At 44.5% G+C, this 24,043-nt stretch carries 15 protein-coding genes; 9 read left to right on the top strand and 6 right to left on the bottom strand.

Annotation, left to right across the window (positions count from 1 at the left end; all coding sequences use genetic code 11):
- Window positions 1-16: 16 nt before the first annotated feature.
- Window positions 17-1,069, bottom strand: coding sequence for a 3-deoxy-7-phosphoheptulonate synthase (locus RH45_RS13940; protein WP_008078188.1), 1,053 nt, complete (start codon window positions 1,067-1,069; stop codon window positions 17-19).
- 499 nt (window positions 1,070-1,568) lie between these two features.
- Here RH45_RS13940 and RH45_RS13935 point away from each other — a divergent pair, with 499 nt between their 5' ends.
- Entirely contained in the window at window positions 1,569-2,048 is a 480-nt protein-coding gene (locus tag RH45_RS13935) for a PaaI family thioesterase (RefSeq protein ID WP_008078181.1), read from the top strand.
- Here RH45_RS13935 and RH45_RS13930 read toward each other — a convergent pair.
- Window positions 2,017-3,402 (bottom strand): hypothetical protein, encoded by a 1,386-nt coding sequence (locus RH45_RS13930; RefSeq protein ID WP_008078179.1) that lies wholly within the window; start codon window positions 3,400-3,402, stop codon window positions 2,017-2,019. The two genes, RH45_RS13935 and RH45_RS13930, sit on opposite strands and share 32 nt — an antisense overlap.
- 88 nt (window positions 3,403-3,490) lie before the next feature.
- On the opposite strand from RH45_RS13930, the gene RH45_RS13925 reads away from it, so the two are divergent.
- Window positions 3,491-4,324 carry a CvfB family protein gene (locus tag RH45_RS13925; RefSeq protein WP_008078177.1) on the top strand — a complete coding sequence of 278 codons (834 nt, stop codon included), beginning with the start codon at window positions 3,491-3,493 and terminating at the stop codon, window positions 4,322-4,324.
- A 178-nt stretch (window positions 4,325-4,502) separates the two neighbouring features.
- Here the strand turns inward: RH45_RS13925 and rsmF are convergent, their stop codons facing one another.
- The 4 genes from rsmF to RH45_RS13905 form a co-directional block, all read right to left on the bottom strand.
- On the bottom strand, window positions 4,503-5,927 hold the full coding sequence (gene rsmF / locus RH45_RS13920; RefSeq protein ID WP_008078176.1) for a 16S rRNA (cytosine(1407)-C(5))-methyltransferase RsmF: 1,425 nt from the start codon (window positions 5,925-5,927) through the stop codon (window positions 4,503-4,505).
- Between the two features lie 88 nt (window positions 5,928-6,015).
- On the bottom strand, window positions 6,016-8,652 hold the full coding sequence (locus RH45_RS13915; RefSeq protein WP_008078175.1) for an MlaD family protein: 2,637 nt from the start codon (window positions 8,650-8,652) through the stop codon (window positions 6,016-6,018).
- Window positions 8,645-9,910 carry a paraquat-inducible protein A gene (locus RH45_RS13910; protein ID WP_008078174.1) on the bottom strand — a complete coding sequence of 422 codons (1,266 nt, stop codon included), beginning with the start codon at window positions 9,908-9,910 and terminating at the stop codon, window positions 8,645-8,647. Before RH45_RS13910 ends, RH45_RS13915 begins: the two co-directional genes overlap by 8 nt.
- 33 nt (window positions 9,911-9,943) lie before the next feature.
- Window positions 9,944-11,740: an ABC transporter ATP-binding protein gene (locus tag RH45_RS13905; RefSeq protein ID WP_008078173.1), complete on the bottom strand. Its 1,797-nt coding sequence runs from the start codon at window positions 11,738-11,740 to the stop codon at window positions 9,944-9,946.
- A 93-nt stretch (window positions 11,741-11,833) separates the two neighbouring features.
- Here RH45_RS13905 and RH45_RS13900 point away from each other — a divergent pair, with 93 nt between their 5' ends.
- The 7 genes from RH45_RS13900 (at window position 11,834) to RH45_RS13870 (ending at window position 24,027) form a co-directional block, all read left to right on the top strand.
- Complete coding sequence (locus RH45_RS13900) at window positions 11,834-12,307, top strand: GAF domain-containing protein (protein ID WP_008078172.1); 474 nt, start codon at window positions 11,834-11,836, stop codon at window positions 12,305-12,307.
- 98 nt (window positions 12,308-12,405) lie between these two features.
- Window positions 12,406-13,035 (top strand): RNA chaperone ProQ, encoded by a 630-nt coding sequence (proQ, locus tag RH45_RS13895; RefSeq protein WP_008078171.1) that lies wholly within the window; start codon window positions 12,406-12,408, stop codon window positions 13,033-13,035.
- Between the two features lie 17 nt (window positions 13,036-13,052).
- The gene (gene prc / locus RH45_RS13890; RefSeq protein WP_008078170.1) at window positions 13,053-15,050 is read left to right on the top strand and encodes a carboxy terminal-processing peptidase; all 1,998 of its coding nucleotides are present in this window, start codon (window positions 13,053-13,055) and stop codon (window positions 15,048-15,050) included.
- Between the two features lie 134 nt (window positions 15,051-15,184).
- Entirely contained in the window at window positions 15,185-15,847 is a 663-nt protein-coding gene (locus tag RH45_RS13885; protein ID WP_008078168.1) for a hypothetical protein, read from the top strand.
- 232 nt (window positions 15,848-16,079) lie between these two features.
- Window positions 16,080-18,686, top strand: coding sequence for an aminopeptidase N (gene pepN, locus RH45_RS13880; protein ID WP_008078167.1), 2,607 nt, complete (start codon window positions 16,080-16,082; stop codon window positions 18,684-18,686).
- A 91-nt stretch (window positions 18,687-18,777) separates the two neighbouring features.
- Window positions 18,778-18,996, top strand: coding sequence for a DUF2835 domain-containing protein (locus RH45_RS13875; RefSeq protein ID WP_039958664.1), 219 nt, complete (start codon window positions 18,778-18,780; stop codon window positions 18,994-18,996).
- A gap of 189 nt (window positions 18,997-19,185) precedes the next feature.
- The gene (locus RH45_RS13870; protein WP_008078164.1) at window positions 19,186-24,027 is read left to right on the top strand and encodes an NAD-glutamate dehydrogenase; all 4,842 of its coding nucleotides are present in this window, start codon (window positions 19,186-19,188) and stop codon (window positions 24,025-24,027) included.
- The last annotated feature ends 16 nt before the right edge of the window (window positions 24,028-24,043 follow it).

Raw genomic sequence — 24,043 nt, 5'->3', positions numbered from 1 at the left:
CAAATACTCCTGAATTCTAATTACGCGACTTCACTGCGTCTGCAAGCAGTTCTAGCATGTGCTCAGTGTCTTCCCAACTTAAGCAAGGGTCAGTAATTGACTGGCCATAAGTCAGGTTGTTGATGTCATCCATTGGCTGATTGCCTTCAATAATAAAGCTTTCCGCCATAATACCAGCCACTTGGTTCTTGCCTGACTTGATTTGCTCGCAAATGTCTTTGGCTACATCAATTTGCTTGCGGTGCTGTTTTTGACAGTTTGCATGGCTAAAGTCTACGACGAGACGCTGAGGTAACCCAACTTCGGCAAGTTGCTCACAAGCTGCGTTGACAGAAGCCTGGTCGAAGTTAGGGCCTTTATCACCACCACGGAGAATAACGTGACCATATGGATTACCACTAGTGCGGTAAACCGTCATTCGCCCATTCTTATCAGGTGAGTAAAAGTAGTGCGAAGCTTGTGACGCACGAATTGCATCAATAGCAATTTTGATGTTGCCATTGGTACCGTTTTTAAAACCAACAGGGCATGACAAGGCTGAAGCCATTTCACGGTGGATCTGTGATTCGGTTGTACGAGCACCAATTGCGCCCCAAGTGATCAGGTCAGCAATGTACTGGCCAGTGATCATGTCTAAAAACTCAGTCGCTGTCGCTAGGCCCAACTTATTGATGTCGAGCAATAATTTACGTGCTTTATTTAGGCCCGCTTCTAACGCATACGAACCATCTAGGTTAGGGTCGGTAATCAAACCTTTCCAACCCACCACTGTACGTGGTTTTTCGAAGTAAGTTCGCATTACCACGAACAGCTCATCCTTGTGCTTCTCTTGAACTTTAGCAAGGCGCTGTGCGTAATCTAAAGCGGCGTCTGTGTCGTGCACAGAGCATGGGCCAACGATCACAAGTAAGCGATCATCTTGACCAACAAGAATCTTTTCAATTTGACGACGAGACTCGGCAATGCGTTCTGCAACATCGTCAGTAATAGGGTGTGCGCTCCCAAGCTCTGCCGGTGTCGGCATTGGACCCAGTGGTTGGGTTCTTAATTCATCGGTTTTGAGTGGCATACCATAGCCTGTTCTTTTTATTGCGAAGCGCTAAAGATAACGGAAACGCTGCAAGGAATAAACCACTTATCTAGAATCTTGATATTGCACAGATGGAAAAGTGCGTAGTTAGTCCAAATCAGTGGCTAAATATGCTGAAAGTTACTCGGTTCTTTAGTAGAGAACATGAATGAAAAAAGCGTTTTCTGCGAGTTTTCACTGTTTCAGCAGAAGCTTAGCCATTTTCTAGTTTTCACAAGACTGAATGCGAGAGATGTCGTGTTATGCATTCTCAAACTCTGAGGCAACGTTTGCGCACTCGTGTGCTCAGTGCGCTTTAACCAAACAAGTCGGTGGGTATTCAAGTGTGTCGTCGATTTACTGGTAGTGAGGGTTGCGTTACATTGTCACTAAAAATGTATGCGGCGTCACTAATGTTGAGGTGGTTGTTAACAAAATGTTGACTTTAAATGCGGTTCGTTATGAACTGGTATGACCATTAATCTTGTCGGACCAGTCTATGTTATCTCCAATCGCTAAAGCCAACTTCTACCTTAATTGGTTTGGTTTTTTTAAAGTTCCGCTTATTTGGCTATGTCGTCCGAAAATCCTCACACTAGACAGTGAAAGAGTAGAGATTAAAATCCCGTTAAAGAGGAAAACCAAAAATCATCTCAACAGTATGTACTTTGGTGTGTTAGCCGTGGGCGCGGATGTTGCGGGTGGTTTCATGGCGATGAGTAAAGCTCAAGAGAGAGGTAAGCAAGTCTCTTTAGCGTTTAAAGCGGTGGAAGGGCAGTTTCTAAAAAGACCAGAGGAAGATGTGCACTTTATTTGTACCGATGGAAAGCTCATTGATGAGATGCTCGACGAAACGTTTAGGACGGGTGAGCGCGTTAATAAAGCGGTAAAAATAACCGCCATTTGTCCATCACTTCATGGTGAAGAACCAATGGCGGAGTTTTTCCTTACTCTGTCACTGAAGAAAAAGGGTGGCTAACCGGTTTTACATCAATTTGTTCGAGTGCGACAATTTTGCTGCGGTTAAGCACTATCTTCCAACGGTAATAGTTAGGTTCAGCGTTATGGTTGTTCTCTTTCACAATCAAGTTAATCAAGTGGCGCTTTTCAACAGACTCTTTACTGACTTGATTGTTGTTTAAGGTGTAAATCTTGTTTGAACCCTTGTCCATCAAGCGCATTAATGGCCGCATGCTAATCAAGAGGGACTCTCTTGTTTCTTCATAACCACTCATAAACTTGGACGTCGACATCTCTACTGCTGAGCGATAATGGAGAACACTTTCTTCACGCTGAACCACACGCTTTTTGCGTATGTTTTTAATGCGATCTGGAAGTTTATCTAGCGCTTTGTAATCGAGCCATTCGAGCTTTTGGCCCACTGCTTTTTTAGTCGTTGGGTCTAGATATAACTTGCGCCATTTTGGTCGACCTTTACGTAACCAACGCCACAAGACATCTCTTAAATCATCTTTAAAGATCTCGCGCAAAGCGTAGACGAACGACATCAAAATAATGAAGGAAACGGTAATTTCTCCCCAGTAATCTCGCGCTAAGATTGCAGCAATGGTCACAAAGACCATAACAAAGCCAGTTGCTCCCCCTTTTACTGCACGTTGCATATTACTGCCAAGAGATTGTGTTTTTTCCTGTAGTACGACCGGATGTTCGATGAGACGCCTGAGCAGTCGCATTTTGTTACTCAGCCGCGTGACATCGTCACGTACATTTTTCGAATTATAGTTGTTGAGTTTTCGGTGTGCGGCTTCTTTTTCGACGATTGCCAACAAGCTTTCTTTGACACTTTTATAATCGCCTTCACGAGGCATATGGGCAACAAGAGACATTAATCTTTGACCGGTGTACCAAGATAAGTAGTTATCAATGTTCGCGTAATACCGTTTCAACCCCTCTTCATATGGCACGCCTCGGCGTAACTTCTTGAGAATGTCCAATGCCAGATCGATAACGTCATCCACTTCATCAGTCGTCACGGATTCGGTATTGTGTTTGTTGAGTTGATTGACGGCTTTGTCCAACGCGATAACGTATTGATAAGCGAACAAGCTCAAGCTGACGCGATATTGAGTCGAGGATAAACGTCCTCGCTTGGCTAGACGACTATGCACTAAGGGTAAAAGTGTCTGATCACTGTAGTAGGCGCGTTTTTGAATCAGTGACTCGTAATAAAACTCGCTTTCTTTAAGTACATCTGAAGATAATCCCAGTTCGCCCGGGACGAAAAAGTAGAGGTCAAGAGTTGACTTCTTGGTGGATGCCATTGCATGAGAGACTTTTAAAGTGATGCCGTCCTGCTTATCAACGGTAATCAAGGAAAGCTCCTAAAAAAGTTGGAATAACTGGCGCAAGCATAACAGAGATTCGCTATAATCACCGCAAATTTAACAAGAGACAGTTGAAATGATTAAAGTTGGTCAGATTAACCACTTAGAAGTTGTAAAAAAAGCCGATTTTGGCCTATTTCTGGATGCTGGAGATTACGGTACGGCCTTACTGCCAAATCGTCATGTACCTGAAGGGGCTAACGTTGGGGATTTCCTCGACGCTTTTTTATACTTTGACTCTGACAATCAGCTCGTCGCAACAACCGAAACTCCGATTGCTCAAGTGGGTGAATGGGGCCTGATGAAAATTGAAGGCGTAAACAGCACTGGTGCATTTGCGAGTTGGGGAATCAAAGAAAAAGATTTACTCATTCCATTTAGCGAGCAAAGAGCACGCTTTAGCGAAGGCCAAAACGTCTTGGTGTACGTCTATACAGATAAAGCCTCTGGACGTATTGTCGGTACAACGAAGTTCAATAAATTGCTAGATAAAACACCTGCTACCTATCAACGTAACCAGCAAGTAGACCTTATCATCGCTGAACGCAGTGATTTAGGTTACAAGGCGATTGTTGAAGGTCAGCACTGGGGGATGATCTTCAAATCAGACGTATTTGGTAAACTGTTTATCGGTAAACGATTGAAAGGCTACATCAAATCAGTTCGTGAAGATGGCAAAATCGATCTGTCGCTACAAAAAGTCGGTGTGGCTAAGATGGATGACCTGAGTGAAAAAATTATTGAACTGTTAGAGAAGAAAGGGGGCTTTTTGCCGCTTAACGATAAGTCGTCACCTGAAGCCATCTTTTCTGCTTTTCGTACCAGTAAAGGCACATTCAAAAAGTCGATAGGTGGTTTGTACAAGCAAGGTAAGATAACGATTGAAAAGGATGGAATTCGATTAGCGTGAGTTAATCCCTTTTAGTCAAAAAATGGCCCAAAGCTCATCCTGCTTTGGGCCTAGGGGAATGGCTCCTACAGAGCCTGCGCTAACTATATGAGAGGCATTATCATTCTTAATCTAAAGTGTAGTGCATCGTGGTGAGTTAGCCAGACAAGTAAAGAATTTCATACTATAGGATTAGGCATTAAAACAGGTTTTTGTCTCTTACCAGCTCTCTAGGCAGGCCATTCTTAATTCTATTTCCTACCCATTTTCCTAGACCAATAACATCATTGTTATGTTTTACAATCACTTCGCCTTTACCTGAAATGTTTGCTGGTCGCACATCTCGGCCCATATACCATTCGCGCGCATCGTCCACCGAAAGTTCGACACAGCAATCTTCATTGCCTGTTGCCAGTGCTGTTGCGACTTGATGTTGCCATCGATATCCTTTTTTGTGTGCTTCGGCAATCTTAATTCCCATTCGGGAGAACTTAAACTCGCTCAACATAGGTTCAAGTGCGTTAGGGAACAGCCACACGTCGTTGTCTCTTAGCCAGATGGTGCTGTCTTCAGGAAGCTCGATACTCAAGCTCTGCTGGAGGTGACTTGCTATGTCTTGCTGGGTTTTCGCGTTCGCTTTCTCAAATGGAAACTTACCCAAGCGCTTTTTCACTTTTGGTGGAGTTGCTGCTGCGCACTTTTTGATTCGAGCAACAAAAAAGCCCTCACAGTCATAAGTTTGCGGGAATATGTGCAAAAAGCCCTCCGGAGTGAGCGATTTCTCTGCATCTGGGAAGAGGCCTGCTAATGATTGGAACTCGACGGCATCTCCGAATGTTTGTTTGAGATGATGGCAAACTTGCTGATTTTCTTCGATGCTCAGAGTACAGGTAGAGTAAACCATGCTACCGCCGACCTTTAATGCGTGAAATGCGCTCTCGATAAGATCTTTCTGAGTTTCAGATATTTCGATGACGGAAGACTTAGTCCAGTTCTTCATTGCATCGGCATCTTTACGGACGGTACCTTCGCCAGAGCAGGGAGCATCAATAAGTACTGCCTCAAACTGCTCAGGTAGCCAGCCTCCGAACACGCGACCATCATAGTTACTCAGTACGGTATTTCGTACGCCACATCTTTCGATGTTTGCATGGAGAACTTTTACGCGGCTCGAAGAGAACTCATTCGCCACCAGCACACCGTCGTTCCCCATTTTTGCTGCAATCTGAGTCGTCTTTGAGCCCGGAGCAGCAGCCATGTCTAGAACACTGGTAAACTCGTCTTCAGAGCTTAAGAACAAAGCGGATACGGGCATCATTGAGCTGGCTTCTTGTATATAGAATAAGCCCGACATATGCTCAGCAGTATTGCCTAATGGAACGCTACTCTCATCGGCTTCTATCCAAAAACCCTCAGGACACCATGGTACAGGGCTCAATACCCAGTTTTTCTCCGCCGCTCTGGAGAGGAAGTCATCGATGGATATTTTGAGCGTATTAACCCTAATACTTTTTCGCAGTGGACGTTGGCACGCGGCAATAAAGTCTTCCATATTCAAAGTGTCTGGGAGTATAGCTGCCATTTCGTCTAAGAAGGCCTGAGGTAGATAAACGTTAGCGTGCAATGTCTTTTCTCTAGAGATGTTTCGGGGCAGGGATTATAACGAATTCAATAAAAAAACGCAGCGATTAGGCTGCGTTTTATGGTCGATATTATTGTGGTTTAGGAATCGCTGTACGCCACTCTTTCCAGGAGTCTTCCCCTTGCGGATAGAGGTAGAAAGATTGACCTCGTTTCGCAATAGGTTCTAGCTGCTTATTCTCCGGTGTTGAGAAAGTAATACCACCGCGAACCAAGCTATCAACGGTACCTGCTTTGATATTTGCGCCGCTTATCCCGATAGAGACATCTAGCCCTGAGGTATTCCAGAACACACTGTTACGCCTTACGAGGTAAGCGTAGTCAGAGTTAATCGAGATGGTAGTAATGACTCGATCGGCAAACTCGCCAAGTTTCACTTCAGTAACTTGGCCGACTTCCATCTCGCGATAAAGCACTGGTGTCCCTTTTGTCACGGAACCACGAGATTCACTTTGTAAAGTGAACGTAACTCCAGACTGAGCTTTCGAGGATTGATGCAATGTAAATTGAGTTTGGCGTTGGCCATCGGTTGGCGCGACACTGATCGATTGACTGAGCAGGTTCTCGAGATTTTTGACCCCATTCAAACTGACTTCTGCTTTAGCCAACCAAAAATAAGTACCTTGAGTAGCAATCTTGCTAGCGTATTCAGGTAGGATACGCGCTTTTATCTCAACATTATTTCGTTTGAAATTAGGGGTAACTAAGGTCACTTCACCCACTTTAACGCCGTTGTACTTAATGGCTGTACCTTTGGCTAAGGTATTTTCTCCGTCGAGAGTTAAAGTAATCACTTGGCCAAACTTGCGTGCCGTCTTAAAGTCTTTATACAGCAACCACTTGTCATTTTGCTTGTTGTCTACACCAGGTAGAGAGTCAAATGCAATGCCACCTTGGACGAGCGTTTTTATCGGTGCCGCTTTCACAGTGATCCCTGCTAAGCCTGCATCGACTTCAACCCCTGAACGATTCCAAAAAACGGTTTGATTGGTAACTAAGTGTTTGTATTGGTTCTCGATACTCGCGGTAATTAATACGCCACCGTCAACCAAATGGAAGTCTGAAATAGAGCCAACTTGAAGGTTACGATAGAGAAGAGGGCTCCCTTTACTGATCGGCGGGAGTTCATTGGCGAACAAGGTTAACTTAGTCGAGCCCGATAAGTTGTACTTGGCGAGTTCGGCCAACGATTTACTTTGATACAAACGGTACTGCGGTTTTACTTGGCTATCACCTTCACTGACAAAGCTAATAGAGCCAGTTAAAAGCTGTTTAGCAGGTGGTACGTTTATATTAAGGCCAGATTCAGTAAGCTCAGCGCTGGCACTGCCAGTCACGAAGAAACGGTTCTTCGCTTTTATGAGGTGTGCATACTCTGCGTCGATCAACGACTCAATATGAACTTTTTCCCCAACCAGTTTCACGTTCGCGATTGAGCCAACGGTGATGCCTTTATAAAGAATGTTTGCCCCTTTATCGAGGCCAAATGAGTTATCAGAAACCAAACGAACGGCTACTGAGCGCGCTTGTTGGCGATCAAAGTCGTTTTGTCTAATGGCGGTAAAGTGACGAGACTTATCGCCATCGCCGGGTACTAGAGTGAGGAAGTTGCCTTTTACTAAGTTCGCTAAGTTTTTGACTCCGGATAATGAAACCTTGGCTTCTTCGAGGATGAATCGTGAGCCGGAGGTTAACATGTCGCTGAAAGCAGGCTGAATGGCAGCTGATGCGATAATGTTCTTTCGGCCTTCGTTCAGCTGCAAATTCGTAATTTGGCCAATTTCGATGCCACGATAGATAATAGGCGCACCTGAAGAGCTAATGTTGTTGTCGTCAGGCAGTAAGATCTTAACAGCGATACCGCGACCCGCCGTTTTTAAGTCAGGGTAAAGTCTAAATTCGGTGTTGTCTGCGATCGGTTCGCCACCGTCTGGTGAGTCAACCGCAATAGAGCCACCAATCAACGCACTAAGGCTTTCCAGGCGCACATCCACGCCGTCGAAGCCAATCTTTGTACCCACACCACTGACATTCCAAAAGCGACTGTCGTCAGTGATAATGTGACGATACTCTTCTTTTATTACCGCTTTGATTAAAACGTTCTCTGATTTTTCATCGAGTTGATAACTATAAACTTCACCAATTGGGATTTTGCGATAAACAATTTGTGAGCCTATAGAAACACCGCCCAAATCTCGAGAGCGAAGAGTGATTGTTAGGCCTTCAGCGGCAAGTAGATCGGAAGGAGCTCGATCAAGTGCTTTAAACACGGTTTCGGCTTCTGCATCATCATCACTGGGTGCGATGGCAATGTAATTCCCTGATACGAGAGCATCTAGCCCGGAGATGCCAGACAAACTCGCTGTTGGTTTAACCATCCAGAAGCGCGTATTTTTTGTGAGTAACTTTGCTGCTTCAGGGTAAATGTCGGCGTCTACGTAGATACTTTGCAAGTCTTCCGCTAAGTTGATGTCACGCACCATGCCCACTTCTAGACCTTGATAACGAATCGTTGTACGGCCTGCAATTAACCCTGACGCTTCAGAGAAATAGATTTGAACGCGTTGGCCAGCATCTTGAACCGCTTTGAATACCAACCAACCGGCGAGAATTACGGTTAAGATAGGCAGCAACCAGAGTGGGGATATACCTCGGTTACGCTTTACTTCTGGTGAGTACGAGTTTTGTGATGGGGAAGGGTTACTCATTAATCGACTCTCTACTGTCCGATGGTTTTTTGTAATTATCCCAAATTAAGCGGGGATCTAAGCTTTCTGCTGCAAGCATTGTAAGGACGACTACCATACCAAACGCCACTGCACCATAGCCTGGTGTAAAATCAAGAATCTGGCCTCTATCGACCAATGTCATCATGATGGAAATAACAAATAAATCCATCATTGACCAGCGGCCAATCCATTTCACAATGAAAAAGATAATCATACGTTGCTTGTGAAAAATGCGGCGTTTAAATTTAATTGCCAACAAGATGTAGGAAAGGCCGAGAATTTTTGCTACTGGTACGACGATACTGGCGACGAAAATAATGATAGCAATTCCTGTCATACCGTTTCTTACTAACCCCGCGACACCTGAGAAGATCGTGTCTTCCAATCTTTGGCCATTAGTTAACAATATCGATATGGGGATTAAATTTGCCGGGAAAATAGCGATGGTTGCCCCAAGGAGATACGCCCAAGTTTTCAGTATTGAGTTGGGTTTTCTGTGATGAATTGGGCTCTCGCAGCGCAGACAGTGACTACCTTCTGGTTGAGATAGATGACAATCGTGACAGTGTAGCGTTTTGGTCTCGGTCGCTAAGGTATGTTCAGGAATGTATTCTTCCCAATAGCGGCGGACACTGACTCGTGTGACCAGCAGTACAGTGGCCACTTGTAACAGCAAAAGGCCATACAAGCCGGGGCCAACGAAAATATCTGAATAGTCTTGCAGTTTAAAGCACGATATCGCGACGCTGATCAAAAACACATCGATCATAACCCACGCCTTTAAGTGCTGAATGAGGGCAAGTGAGAGCTTAAGAGTACGAAACGCTCGATTTTTCAAGGCAATATGCGCCGTTACAACCGCACTGGACAAAATGAGTGGCGCGATTGAACTGCAGAAAAAAATCAACAGGGCGAGTAACGCGAATCCTTCTTGATAAAGCGTCCATACGCCATGAGGCAGTGTTGCTGGAATCATAACGCCAAATAGGCGAATGCTAATGAAATCGAAAAAGTGCGAAGGAATAAACAGCAGCAAGCAAGTTACTGCAATTGCTAGGTTACCTGAAAGCGAGGGGGTCCCACCTCGGTATAGTTGAGTGCCGCAACGAGGACAGTAGGCGCTTTTGCCTTTTTCTAGCGGTTGAACGTCGACAGGTAACTCGCACCCTTGGCAGAGACGGACTGAACTCAGCTCAGTTTTGTGCGAGTGCGGCTGAATTGAAGGAGGGTGACTCATTGGTACCCTCCATGATTTTGAGTGTGATGAGAGTTAAGCGTGTGATTGCACACTGCCGTATAAGGTTTGATATAAGCCTTGTTGTTCAACCAACTCACCATGTGTACCCGCTTGTGTCACCTGACCATCTTCTAATACATAAATTAAGTCAGCTTGTTTAACCGCTGAAAGCCTATGTGCAACGATTAGAGTTGTGCGGCCATCTAAAAACTCGGTCAACGCTTTATGCAGTGCGGCCTCGGTTGCTGTATCTAGCGCAGAGGTCGCTTCATCAAGTATAACGAACTTTGGATCGCTCAGAATCATACGTGCAATGGCAAGGCGCTGTCGCTGGCCGCCCGATAGGCGAATGCCACTTCGACCGATTTGTGTATCCAGTCCATCACTGAGCTGAGAGATCACATCTTGTAACTGTGCGACTTCTAAAGCGTGCCAAAGTTTCAGATCATCATATTCCGCACCAAGGGTCAGATTATGCCTTAAAGTATCATTGAATAGTACAGGTTGTTGTAAAACAACGGCTATTTTATCTCTAATAACCTCAAAACTAATATCGTCGGTTGTCTCGCCGTTGAAACGGATATTTCCTTTATTTGCTTGATATACACCTATCAGAAGTTGGATGAGGGTTGATTTACCTCCGCCGCTTGCTCCAACCAACGCCACTTTCTTTCCCGCAGGGATGTGTAAGTTTAAGTTATTAAGTACTTGGTTCTCTTCGTTATAGGAGAAACTGACATCTTCGATTTTTATGTCGACGTCAGAGTTGTCGCTAAATGGATTCACCTTACTCTGAGGGCGATGCTCTTCTTCGAGGTCGAGCAATTGATTAATCCTTCCAAGTGCCGCTTTCGCGCTATACCAAGCGAACTGAATGCCCAGTAGCTCTTGAACTGGGGAAAGCATGAACCACAGATAGCCGAAGACGGCAAATATCTGACCAATGGTTAAGTCACTGAACAGTACCATCAGCATCGCGACTGCACGAAATAGTTCGAAGCCAAGTAAGAAGAGTAAGAAAGAGACACGCCCCGCTGCTTCAGATTGCCAAGCGTACTTATCTGCATCAACGCGAATGTCATTCGCTTGTTGTTTTAACTGGTCAAGAAACTCTTTTTCTCGATTTGCAGCGCGCAATTGGTAAATCCCGTCAAGGGTTTCGACGAGACGGTTTTGAAATCTCTCAAATGATTGGTTTTCGTGTTTCTTTAGGTGCTTAACTTTGCTTCCAAGCTTACGAGAGAAGTAAATAACAATAGGATTAACAAGTAAAATGAATAATCCTAGGCGCCAGTCGAGCCACAGCAATACAGCTGCAGTACCTATAACAGTTAAGAGGCTAATAAGAAATTTGCTCAGAGTAGAGCCAATAAACTGGTCAATGGTTTCGACGTCAGTGATCAGGTGCGCATTAATCCCGCCACTCCCTCTGGTTTCATATTGCCTGATACTAATGCGCCCAAGCTTATCGATCATTTTGCTGCGCATCTGGAAGGTTATGGTTTTAGATACGAGAGTAAACTGACGACTCTGAAGAATATTCAGAGCCTGACTTGCACTACGCATAATAATGACAAGGACTAGAGTCAGAAATATGTAGCCCGTAGGGGTTTGCATTGAGGCAGGCAAGATTGAATTCATCGCCGCGACACCAGAAGCGGGTTGATCGAGTAAGACTTCATCGACCATCAACGGCATCAAAAGTGGAATAGGGACACTGATTAGAGTCGCGACAATTGCAATGATATTGGCAAACACAAGCTTCGGCTTGTGCATTTTTACTTGTTTTATCAACCAAGAACGGCTAATAGTGTTGTTACAACGATTCATTATAATGAGAATGCTTACTATTTTAATGGTTTGCGACGATTGTACGTAAATTCATTGTGGAAGTCTCTATATTCAAAAGGAACAGCAGTACCGATGACACTAGAACAATATCAACGCCTAACAAAACAAGCGATCGCTCTACTAGAAGACGAGCCTGATCTTATCGCCAACCTTTCTAACCTTAGCGCGTTGTTGAACATGGAACTGGAAAACCTCAACTGGGTAGGTTTTTACCTAACTCAAGGAGACGAGCTGGTATTAGGTCCTTTCCAAGGTAAACCTGCATGTGTGCGTATTCCAGTTGGCCGTGGTGTATGTGGAACTGCGGTCGCGACTAATACTGTACAAAGAGTATACGACGTTCATGAGTTTGAAGGTCATATTGCATGTGATGCAGCGAGTAATTCAGAGATAGTGATTCCATTTTCTATCGGTGGAAGAATCGCGGGTGTCCTTGATATCGACAGTCCTGAAGTGGGGCGATTTAGCGAGATTGATGAGCAAGGCTTAACATTTTTGATGGTAGAAGTAGAAAAGCTGCTTAATTCACACGCTATCAAGGCATAAATTGCTTTTTCACTGTGGTTTTTCCCTTGCAGGTCACTATAATACCTGAAATATTTATCTTAATGCTCGCGGATGAACCGCAATAACCAGGAACCCACATGGAAAACACTGAAAAGTTAAAAAACAGCAAAGAAATTATCGCTTATATTGCTGAATGTTTCCCTAAGTGCTTTACTTTAGAAGGTGAAGCGAAGCCACTTAAAATTGGTATTTTTCAAGATCTTGCTGAGCGTCTAAGTGACGATCCTAAAGTAAGCAAAACACAACTTCGTGCAGCGTTAAGACAGTACACTTCATCATGGCGTTACCTACACGGTGTGAAACCAGGTGCGGTACGTGTTGATTTAGACGGCAATCCAGCAGGTGAGCTAGAAGAAGAACACGTAGAACATGCGAAGACAGCGTTAGCGGAAAGCAAAGCGAAAGTACAAGCTCGTCGTAAAGAGCAAGCGCAAAAAGCACGTGAAGAAGGTAAAGCGAAAGCAAAACCTGCAGCGAAGAAACCTCAAGGTCGTCGCCCACAACAGAATAAAGCGCAAAAAGCCACTAAGCCAGTGGAAACAAGAGCTCTGAATGCTGACGAAATTACAGTTGGCAACTCAGTAAATGTGAACATGGGCAAAGGAAACATGGCTGCGACTATCGTAGAAATCAATAAGGAAGATGTGCGTGTTCAACTGTCTAACGGCCTACAAATGGTTGTGAAAGCGGAGCACCTACGCGCATAAAGGAGATACTCCTACGCATGAAATGCCGTTCAAAATTGTCGCTGATTGCTGCTAGCCTCTGGCTAGCAGCGTCTTCAGCCCAAGCTCTAGAAGCGAAACTTGGTCTAGAAGACTTACCTAAATTAGCACCCGAAGCTCAGCATGAGACAGCTAGCAAACGTGTCACATCTCGCTTTACTCGTTCCCACTACAAACACTTCAATCTAAATGACCAGTTTTCTGATGCGATCTTCGATCGGTACATCAGTATGCTCGACTACAATCGCAACATTTTTACTCAAGCAGACATCGACGAGCTGGAAAAATCGGCGTTGGGTATCGATGATCAGCTAAAGTCTGGGGAAAACAAGATTGCATTCGATGCATATAACTTGTCTATGAAGCGTCGCTATGAACGTTTTCAACACGCGTTAAAGCTGCTTGATACCGAGATGAAGTTTGATGTAGATGAGAGCATTGAACTCGACAGAAGTGAAGCTGCTTGGCCAAAAGATAAAGCCGAACTTGATGAATTGTGGCGAAAGCGCGTCAAATATGATGCATTGAACCTCAAGCTTACCGGAAAAGACTGGGATGAAATCAAGGAAGTATTAGGTAAACGTTATAACAACGCACTTAAGCGCCTAAGCCAAACTCGTAACGAAGATGCATTCCAACTTTACATGAATGCCTTTGCGCGAGAAGTTGACCCGCATACTAGCTATCTGTCTCCTCGAAGCGCAGACCAGTTCCAAACGGAAATGAATTTGTCGCTAGAAGGGATCGGGGCTGTGTTGCAAATGACGGATGACTATACCGTTATTCGCTCTCTAGTTGCTGGTGGCCCGGCTTCAAAAAGCAAGCAGCTTGCTGAAGGTGACCGCATTATTGGTGTCGGTCAAGACGGTGAAGATGTTGTTGATGTTATTGGTTGGCGCCTAGATGATGTTGTCCAGTTAATTAAGGGGCCAAAGGGCACTAAGGTTAACTTACAAATCTTACCTGAAGGGAAAGACAGCAAGGCAGAAGTGATCACCATTGTTCGAGATAAAATTCGTCTCGAAGACCGAGCGGTTAAGTCAGAAGTCTTTGAAAAAGATGGTAAGAAAATTGGTGTGTTGGAAGTGCCAAGCTTCTATGTTGGTTTAGCCAAAGACACCGATAAACTGATCACTGAGCTCAAACAGAAGGGCGTAGATGGCATTGTTGTCGACCTACGTAACAATGGTGGTGGTGCGTTAACGGAAGCCACAGCACTGTCGGGCTTGTTTATTACAAGTGGCCCGGTTGTTCAGGTTCGCGATAGTTATGGTCGCGTGAATGTAAACAGCGATACGGATGGCAAGATCAGTTACGACGGCCCACTCACTGTGTTGGTAAACCGATACAGTGCCTCTGCTTCGGAGATTTTTGCTGCGGCAATGCAAGACTACGGTCGCGCCGTTATCTTGGGTGAAAACTCATTTGGTAAAGGTACGGTACAGCAACATCGCTCTTTAAATCATATTTATGATCTGTTTGATAATGAGCTTGGATATGTCCAGTACACGATCCAGAAGTTCTACCGCATTGACGGTGGTAGTACACAGAATAAAGGTGTTGCACCAGACATTGCATTCCCGACAGCGGTCGACCCGAGTGAAACGGGCGAGAGTGTAGAAGACAATGCATTGCCTTGGGATAGTATTGATAAAGCCAAATATGATGTGTTACAGCGTAACGAAGCGTTAATTGCAAAACTAGCTGCTAAGCACCAGGTTCGAATTGCTAAGAATCTAGAGTTTCGTTTTATTGCCGAGGATATAGAAAAATACAAGGCAGAAAAAGACGATAACATGCTTTCACTGAACGAAAAAACTCGTAAATCTGAGAGTGAACAGGCGGATGTAGAGCGTTTAGAACGCATCAATCAACGCCAAAAAGCAAAGGGTGAGTCAGAGTTTAAGTCTTTAGATGATGTACCTAAAGATTACGAATCACCAGATGCGTACTTAGACGAGTCCGTAGCCATTATGGTAGACATGATTAAATCGTAAAATCAATATGTTAGAAAAGCGAGCCTCCTAGGCTCGCTTTTTTTATGTCAATAATTAATGTGATTTAGATCGAATTTTTTCGCTAAATAGTTTTCGCATGCCTAAGCTTAAAGAAAAAGAGTGAGGGGTGCGTTATGAAATGGATTGGAATTTTTTGTCTACTATTTAGTTTCTCTGTGTCTGCTAGCGCTACTAAAGACAATGCAGATCTGACCCAGTTTGACCAACCATTTTTACTAGGTGACTGGTATTTAATTAACCCTGACCCTGAAGAGTCTCAAGAAAACTTCTTGGCGATAAAGCTTACACTAAACTCAAACTATAGTTTTGTTATCGATATACAAAAGAAAGACTACTCAGTTGATCACTGGGAAGGCTTGTATAATGCCAATGACGATACGTTGATTTTGGGCCTTAATACTTCTGAGCCACAAGTCTATAGCTACGCTGCTAATCATAATCTGCTTAATCTTAATGGCGTTACTTTTACGAAAGCGTTATCCAATTCCTTAGCTGGTATGTGGTCAAGCGCGCACCTTGCCGGTGATGATCTGTTAGCGAGCGATGTCCATAGAATGGATTTGGTATTGCAACCTGATTTTGTCTTTACATTCCGCGTGGCTAATGAGGAAGGGCAAGAAGCCGTTCATCAAGGGGTGTATTATACCGAAGGTGATCAGTTGGTCTTGCTATACGAAGACGGTGAACATGATACGCGTTATACCCTTAATAGTGATGTCCTAACTTTAGAGGGTGAAGAAGGTGGGATGTACGCTGTCCTCAACAGGATCCGTTAGCGTTAAAATTTTACGTTAGTGAGATTGTATGACGGTTGACGTATTTCTAGCCAGATAGTTTGATTTGCCTTTCAACAATAGTCAAAAAACGAGGTATTTCGTGATAATACCTCGTTTTTTTATACGTAGAGAGGTAAGCTAATCGCCACTTTGCGGATGAGACTCTTTTCCGTCCGCCTACACTCATAGTATGTGAGTGCTTTTAATCACAGTTAGTCAGAAGGATTTCGACATGGCTCAGACTCCACAAGCCAAGTATCGTAAAGATTATTTATCACCGTCTCACACCATCACAGATTTGGATTTGACGTTTGACCTCCATGACAATGCCACCATTGTTACCGCCGTTTCTAAAGTTAAGCAATTAAGAGAAGAAAACACACTTGTGCTTGACGGAGAAAGTCTGAAACTGGTGAGCGTAACGGTTAATGGTGAAGCCTGGTCACACTTCAAAGAGCTTGAAGGTGCTCTTGAACTGTCCCAATTACCTGAGTCATTTGACTTGGTCATTGTGACTGAAATCGATCCAGAGGCGAATACGGCTCTTGAAGGTCTATATAAATCAGGTGGCGCTTTCTGTACTCAGTGTGAAGCAGAAGGTTTCCGTCGAATTACATACTACCTGGACCGCCCAGATGTATTGGCGAAATACACGACTAAAGTCATTGCAGATAAGTCGACTTATCCGTTCCTACTGAGCAATGGTAACCGCGTAGCAGAAGGTGAGCTCGAAGGCGGTCGTCACTGGGTCCAGTGGCAAGATCCACACCCTAAACCTGCTTATCTTTTTGCTTTAGTCGCGGGTGACTTTGATGTGTTGCGTGATAATTATGTGACTAAATCTGGTCGTAATGTTGAGTTGGAGATCTTTGTTGATAAAGGCAACCTCGACCGTGCACCACACGCGATGACTTCTTTGATCAACTCCATGAAATGGGATGAAGAGCGCTTCGGTCTTGAGTACGACCTTGATATCTACATGATTGTTGCGGTTGATTTCTTTAACATGGGCGCAATGGAGAACAAAGGCCTCAATATCTTCAACTCCAAGTATGTTTTAGCTAACGAGAAAACGGCCACTGATTCTGATTACTTAGGCATTGAGGCAGTGATCGGTCATGAGTACTTCCATAACTGGACGGGTAACCGAGTCACATGTCGAGATTGGTTCCAGTTGAGCTTGAAAGAGGGCTTGACCGTATTCCGTGACCAAGAATTTTCGTCGGATCTTGGCTCTCGAGCTGTTAATCGAATCAATAACGTACGTATTATTCGTGGTCCTCAGTTTGCCGAAGATGCGAGCCCAATGTCACATCCGATTCGTCCGGAAAAAGTGATTGAGATGAATAACTTCTATACGCTGACTGTCTATGAAAAAGGCAGTGAAGTTATTCGAATGATGCACACATTGCTGGGAGAAGAAGGCTTCCAAGCGGGTATGAAGTTGTACTTTGAGCGTCACGACGGTACCGCGGCAACGTGTGAAGACTTTGTGTCTGCTATGGAAGACGCTTCAGGTGTGGACTTGAAGCAGTTCCGTCTGTGGTACAGCCAATCTGGTACACCGACGCTTTCTGTTCAGAGCCAGTATGATGCAGAAGCCAAAACTTACTCGCTTACTGTGTCTCAATCAACAGAGCCGACTCATGAGCAACAAGAGAAGCAGGCTCTGCATATCCCGTTTGACGTGGAGTTGTACACACAAGCTGGCGATGTTATTGAGTTACGCCGTAACGATGAGAGGGTGCATAATGTACTTGATGTTACTGAAGCTGAACAAACATTTGTTTTTGATAATGTGTCGGAAAAGCCAGTGCCATCACTACTTCGAGAGTTCTCTGCGCCTGTTAAACTTGAATACGATTACAGCGACGAAGAGCTGATTTTCTTAATGGTACACGCTCGCAATGAGTTTGCTCGTTGGGATGCGGGTCAAATGTTGCTAGCGAAGTACATTCGTAGCAATGTTGCTGGCGTTCAACAAGGTCGCGAAGTCGAGCTTCCTAGCTCGTTGGTCGATGCTTTCCGTGGCGTTCTGTTGTCGGACAAACTAGAGCCTGCGTTCATCGCTGAGATGATGTCTCTACCAAGCCATAACGAAGTTTCAGGCTGGTACAAGCAGGTTGATGTTGATGCGATCGCAACGGTATTGAAAGCAATCAAAGTTAAGCTAGCAAGTGAATTGGAAGACGAGTTTGCTGCGTTGTATCACAGCTTAAAACAAGCGGATTACTCAGTCGATCATCCAGCGATTGGCAAGCGTTCTTTGCGTAATACGGCACTGGCTTTCTTAGCTTACACTGAGCAAGGTAACCAGTTAGTAGAAAAGCAGTACAATGACGCTAACAATATGACCGACACCGTCGCAGCGATGGCCGCCGCGAACAGTGCTCAACTAGAGTGTCGCGAAGCGTTGATGGCTGACTACAGTAATAAGTGGAAGCATGACGGTCTAGTGATGGATAAATGGTTTGCTTTGCAAGGGACCAATCCTGCTGAAGATGTGCTGGATGTGATCAAAGAAACGATGAGTCATGAAGCTTTCAGTCTTAAAAACCCGAACCGAACGCGTAGCTTGATCGGGGCTTTCCTTAACATGAACCCGGTTCGCTTCCATGCTAAAACTGGTGAAGGGTATCAGTTTGCCGGTGAAATCCTTCAAGAGCTTAACAGCAGCAATCCACAAGTTGCATCAAGATTGATTGACCCGCTATTGAAGTTCCGCAAATATGATGAGCAGCGCCAAGCGCTGATTAAAGCAGAACTTGAAGCTTTGAAGTCAATGGACAACTTGGCGAAAGACCTATTTGAAAAGGTGACTAAAGCGTTAGAAGCTTAAGCCAATATGACCAAAACAGTAGCACTTAGTGTGCTACTGTTTATTTATACAGTTGTTTTTGTTTGGCAGTAAAATCGCTACTTTTTTAATCATGAACTACTACTACTTTACTCTCAACATTTCGTATCAGACATTCTTGTCACATTACAATGGCGCTGCGAGCAACATTTTAGTCATTACAGACAATGGCCTACGCTTACAATTGCCTGCAACTCGATTCAGGCCATTTCTTAGTCAAATTGGGGTTAAAGGGCGTTTTCGTTTAACAACTGACCAAAATAATAAGTTTCTTAAGTTAGAAGTTCTGTGAGCGGCTGATTTCTTAGAAGTTTAAATAGAACCTTAATCACATTCTCAAACATTTCACCTCCTACCACTCCTAAAAGAATTAACTATTTATCAATAAAGCTTTTACAATAAAGCGGCATTACCCGTGTTAAGCACTATGCTTACAACATCCCTACAAAAACAAACAATTCTATAATAGTGGAGTGTGATTATGACCGCGCGTGAAACACTGATGCCGGTTCTGCTTGAAAAAGTGTATCAACTGATTCAAGACAAACTCGAGCTTGCTCATCAACCTTTAGTCACTCAACTTGCTCAACATTTATTTAGCAATATTTCTCAAGACGACTTAGTCGAACGAAACGAATCTGATCTCTATGGCGCAGTGGTTAGCTTATGGCACCACATTAGCGAAAAGAAAGCAGATGACGTCTCGGTTAGAGTCTTCAACCCAACGGTCAGCCGTCAAGGTTGGCAATCCACACACACTATTGTTGAAATCGTAGTCCAAGACAGCCCGTTCTTGGTTGACTCGATTAAGATGGCACTCAGTCGTTTGGATTTAGCCTCTCATTTGATGTTACATGGCCCGACTCAAGTGGAGAGAAATGCGCAAGGTGAAATTACGGCTATCAACCAAGGCGAAGGGGCATTGCAATCCCTTTTCCATATCGAGGTTGACCGTTTAAGTGCTAAAGAAGCGATGACGTCCTTAAAAGAAGAGCTTCTAAGCATTCTCAAAGATACTAGCTTAGTGGTTCAAGATTGGTTACTAATGGTTGAGAAACTGGAAGAAGTAACCAATCAAGTAGAAGCTCAACAAGGTCAGGTGGAAGTTGAGCGCGACCGCTATGATGAGACCATTAATTTCTTGCGCTGGCTGGGTAAACATAACTTTACCTTCATGGGCTACAAAGAATATGACTTAGTGTCGGTAGATGGCGATACTGAGTTGCGCCCAACACCAGATAAAGGTTTAGGCTTGTTTGCCAATCGCGATCGAGTGCGCAGTGTTAAATTGTCTGATTTCCCAGACTCCGCACGACTAGAAGCGAAAAAGCCGTTCTTACTTATCATGACCAAAGGCAATACGCCGTCTCGAATTCACCGGCCTGCATATACCGATTACATCGGCATTAAAAAGTTTGATGAAAATGGCAAGGTAATCGGTGAGCACCGTTTCACAGGCTTATACACGTCAGCAGTGTACAACCAAAGCGTAGAAAGCATCCCCCTAATTCGAGAAAAAGTAGAACGAATTCTTGATGCCAGTGGTTATCGAGAAGGTTCTTACTCGTTTAAAGCTCTGCATAACATTTTAGAAAATTATCCTCGCGATGAACTTCTTCAAGCAAAAGAAGAAGAGTTGCTTGAAGTGGGTATGGGCGTCGTTCAGATGCAAGACCGTGATCTGCTTCGTTTGTTTGTGCGTAAAGACCCGTTTGGCCGATTCTTTAGCTGTATGGTTTATGTTACTAAAGACCGCTACAACACCGAACTTCGTCGTCAAACACAGCGTATTCTAAAGCAGTATTTCGGCTGTGATGAAGAAGTTGAGTTTACGACTTATTTCTCGGAAAGTCCGTTGGCAAGAACCCACTATATAGTGCGTGTCGACAACAACAACTCAGATATCAATGTCAAAACGATCGAGCAGAACTTAATGGAAGCATCTTCAACTTGGGACGATCGACTATCCGATGCGATCGTGGCGAACTTCGGTGAAAGCAAAGGTTTACCGCTATCAAAAGAATACAATCGCGCTTTCCCTCGTTCATACAAAGAAGATGTAATGCCAGGCTCGGCAGTTGCCGATATCGAAAGGCTTGAAGCACTGAGTGATGACAACAAGCTTGGCATGTTGTTCTATCGTCCTCAAGAGCTTGGCTCAGACTCAAAAGCGGTTCGTTTGAAGCTTTACCATCGCGATGAACCTATTCACCTCTCTGACGTAATGCCGATGTTGGAAAACCTAGGTTTGCGCGTGATCGGTGAGTCACCATATGAAGTTCGTAAAGCCAATGGTCAAGTCTACTGGATCCTTGATTTCTCAATGCTTCATAAGAGTGACAAAACCGTTGATCTTCGTGAAGCTCGTGATCGATTCCAGCAAGCATTTGCCGCAATTTGGGCAGGCGATTTAGAAAGTGATGGATTCAACCGTTTAGTTCTAGGTGCATCGTTATCGGGTCGTGAGATTTCTATTCTTCGCGCCTATGCTCGCTATATGCGTCAGGTTGGCTTCCCATTCAGTCAACAGTACATCGAAGAAACACTAAGTCACTATCCAGATCTAGCGAAAGACTTGGTTGGCTTGTTCACCAAGCGTTTTGATCCAAAATTCAAAGGCAGTCAAAAAGGCCAAGCTGATCTTACGAAGAAAATTACCGAACAACTCGATCATGTTGAGAGCTTAGATGACGATCGTATCATTCGTCGCTATGTTGAAATGATCACGGCAACGCTTCGCACTAACTTCTATCAGTTAGACGAAGACAAACAGCCTAAACCTTGGTTATCGCTGAAAATGAAACCAAGCGAAATCCCTGAGATTCCGCAGCCGGTTCCTGCGTTTGAAATCTTTGTTTATGCACCAGATATCGAAGGTGTCCACTTGCGTGGCGGTAAAGTAGCTCGTGGTGGTTTACGCTGGTCGGATCGTCAAGAAGATTTCCGTACCGAGATCTTGGGCTTGGTTAAAGCGCAACAAGTGAAGAACACCGTTATCGTCCCTGTGGGCGCAAAAGGTGGTTTTGTTTGTAAGCGTCAACACCAGTTCAGTGGCCGTGACGAAATTTTTGCTGAAGGCCAACGTTGCTACAAACGATTCATCCGTGCGCTATTAGATGTTTCAGACAACATCATTGAAGGAGAAGTAATCCCTCCGAAGAGTGTTGTTCGTCATGATGAAGATGACCCATATTTGGTTGTCGCGGCGGATAAAGGAACCGCTACTTTCTCAGATTTAGCCAACTCAGTCTCTGATGAATACAACTTCTGGCTTGGGGATGCCTTTGCATCCGGTGGTTCTAACGGCTACGACCATAAAGCCATGGGGATTACGGCGAAAGGTGGCTGGGAGTCGGTTAAACGTCACTTCCGTGAAATGGGTATCAACTGTCAAACAACCGATTTTACCGCGATTGGTGTGGGTGACATGGCTGGTGACGTTTTTGGTAACGGTATGCTGCTGTCTAAGCACATTCGTTTACAAGCTGCCTTTAACCACATGCATATCTTCATCGATCCAAACCCTGATTCCGCTTCAGGTTGGGAAGAGCGTAACCGTTTGTTCAATCTACCTCGTTCAAGCTGGGAAGATTACAATGCCGAGCTGATTTCGAAAGGTGGTGGCATCTTCTCAAGACGCGCAAAATCAATCACGTTAACGCCTGAAATTCAAAAGATGCTTGGTACTAAAAAGGCCACAGCAGCACCTAATGATCTGATTAAACTGATCCTAAAAATGGAAGTTGATCTTCTATGGAATGGTGGTATCGGTACTTACGTTAAAGCGTCCAGTGAGACCCATACAGATGTAGGTGATCGAGCGAATGATGTGTTACGTATCGATGGTGGCGAACTACGTGCGAAAGTGGTCGGCGAAGGTGGTAACCTCGGCATGACGCAGTTAGGGCGTATTGAATACGCATTGACTGGGGGCCGCGTAAATACCGACTTTGTTGATAACGTTGGTGGTGTAGATTGTTCAGATAATGAAGTTAACATCAAGATCTTTTTGAATGGACTAGTGGCTAACGGTGACCTTACCGTCAAGCAACGTAACCAGATCCTTGAATCGATGGAAGATGAGGTCGGCGAGATTGTTCTCGATGACGCGTACTGTCAATCAGAGTCGATTTCTGTTACTGAACAACAGGGCACATCTTTAGTCAAAGAGCAGATCCGTTTTATTCATACCATGGAGAAAGCGGGTCATTTGGACCGAGCACTCGAATACATTCCTGATGATGAAACCTTGTTAGAGCGTGAAAAGCAGGGCATGGCGTTAACGCGACCAGAGCTTTCTGTGCTTGTCGCTTATGGCAAAATGGTGCTGAAAGAAGAGTTAGTCCATGATGATATTGCTAACGACTCATTCCATGCTCAGCAGTTAGTACAGTACTTCCCAACTGAGTTACGCCGTAACTACTCAGCACAAATGGATAGTCATCCGCTAAGAGCTGAAATCATCGCCACAGCACTTGCCAATCAAATGGTGAATGAGATGGGCTGTAACTTCGTTACTCGCCTTCAAGAGGAAACGGGGGCTCATGTTGTTGATATCGCCAATGCTTACGTTGCATCGCGTGAGATTTTTGGTCTGGGCAAAGTGTTTGAAGAGCTGCGTTCTCTTGATAATGATGCGACGACTCAAGCCCAATATGACATGATGTTCTACGTTCGCCGAACGTTGCGTCGACTCTCTCGTTGGTTGTTGCGTAATCGCAATGGCCGTCAATGTGTGAACAACTTGATCGACTTGTACCAAGCTGACGTGGAAACGATCAAAGCGAACCTAGATGAAATGCTGGTTCCTTCAGAAGTGGAAGAGCACAATGAGATGGCTAAAGCTTGGATTGAGCAGGGTATCAGTGCTGAATTAGCGAGTTATGTATCTCGTCTGTCGAGCCTATACTCAGTACTGGATATATCCACAGTTGCTCGAGAAAAAGGTAAGTCAGTCGAGCAAAGTGCGAAGCTGTACTACAACCTAGGCGATCGTTTGTCGCTACATTGGTTCTTAAAACAGATCAATACTCAAGCTGTCGACAACCATTGGCAAGCACTCGCTAGAGCGGCGTTCCGTGAAGATCTAGATTGGCAACAACGCCAATTAACCAGCCAAGTTCTGAGTTGCAGTTGTGCTCCTGAAGATCTCGACGTGATGAAAGCGCTAGAAGATTGGATCGCGAACAACGAAACGTCCTTACACCGTTGGGAAAACATCCTCAACGAGTTTAAAGTTGGTTCGGTTCACGAATTCGCGAAATTCTCTGTCGCACTTCGAGAGTTAATGCTGTTGAACCTGAATTGTTCGGCAAACGAGTAAACGTTTGCGATAATTG

Source organism: Vibrio sinaloensis DSM 21326, assembly GCF_000189275.1.
GTDB classification, from domain to species: domain Bacteria; phylum Pseudomonadota; class Gammaproteobacteria; order Enterobacterales; family Vibrionaceae; genus Vibrio; species Vibrio sinaloensis.
This window is presented reverse-complemented; position numbering and strand designations above follow the sequence as displayed.

Bases quoted from the DNA above. Each gene is read 5' to 3' on its own strand.
- RH45_RS13875 (WP_039958664.1), top strand. From the start codon at position 18,778: ATGAACTACTACTACTTTACTCTCAACATTTCGTATCAGACATTCTTG.
- RH45_RS13900 (WP_008078172.1), top strand. From the start codon at position 11,834: ATGACACTAGAACAATATCAACGCCTAACAAAACAAGCGATCGCTCTA.
- RH45_RS13885 (WP_008078168.1), top strand. From the start codon at position 15,185: ATGAAATGGATTGGAATTTTTTGTCTACTATTTAGTTTCTCTGTGTCT.
- RH45_RS13925 (WP_008078177.1), top strand. From the start codon at position 3,491: ATGATTAAAGTTGGTCAGATTAACCACTTAGAAGTTGTAAAAAAAGCC.
- RH45_RS13870 (WP_008078164.1), top strand. From the start codon at position 19,186: ATGACCGCGCGTGAAACACTGATGCCGGTTCTGCTTGAAAAAGTGTAT.
- RH45_RS13935 (WP_008078181.1), top strand. From the start codon at position 1,569: ATGTTATCTCCAATCGCTAAAGCCAACTTCTACCTTAATTGGTTTGGT.
- RH45_RS13905 (WP_008078173.1), bottom strand. From the start codon at position 11,740: ATGAATCGTTGTAACAACACTATTAGCCGTTCTTGGTTGATAAAACAA.
- prc (WP_008078170.1), top strand. From the start codon at position 13,053: ATGAAATGCCGTTCAAAATTGTCGCTGATTGCTGCTAGCCTCTGGCTA.
- proQ (WP_008078171.1), top strand. From the start codon at position 12,406: ATGGAAAACACTGAAAAGTTAAAAAACAGCAAAGAAATTATCGCTTAT.
- RH45_RS13940 (WP_008078188.1), bottom strand. From the start codon at position 1,069: ATGCCACTCAAAACCGATGAATTAAGAACCCAACCACTGGGTCCAATG.
- RH45_RS13915 (WP_008078175.1), bottom strand. From the start codon at position 8,652: ATGAGTAACCCTTCCCCATCACAAAACTCGTACTCACCAGAAGTAAAG.
- RH45_RS13910 (WP_008078174.1), bottom strand. From the start codon at position 9,910: ATGAGTCACCCTCCTTCAATTCAGCCGCACTCGCACAAAACTGAGCTG.
- pepN (WP_008078167.1), top strand. From the start codon at position 16,080: ATGGCTCAGACTCCACAAGCCAAGTATCGTAAAGATTATTTATCACCG.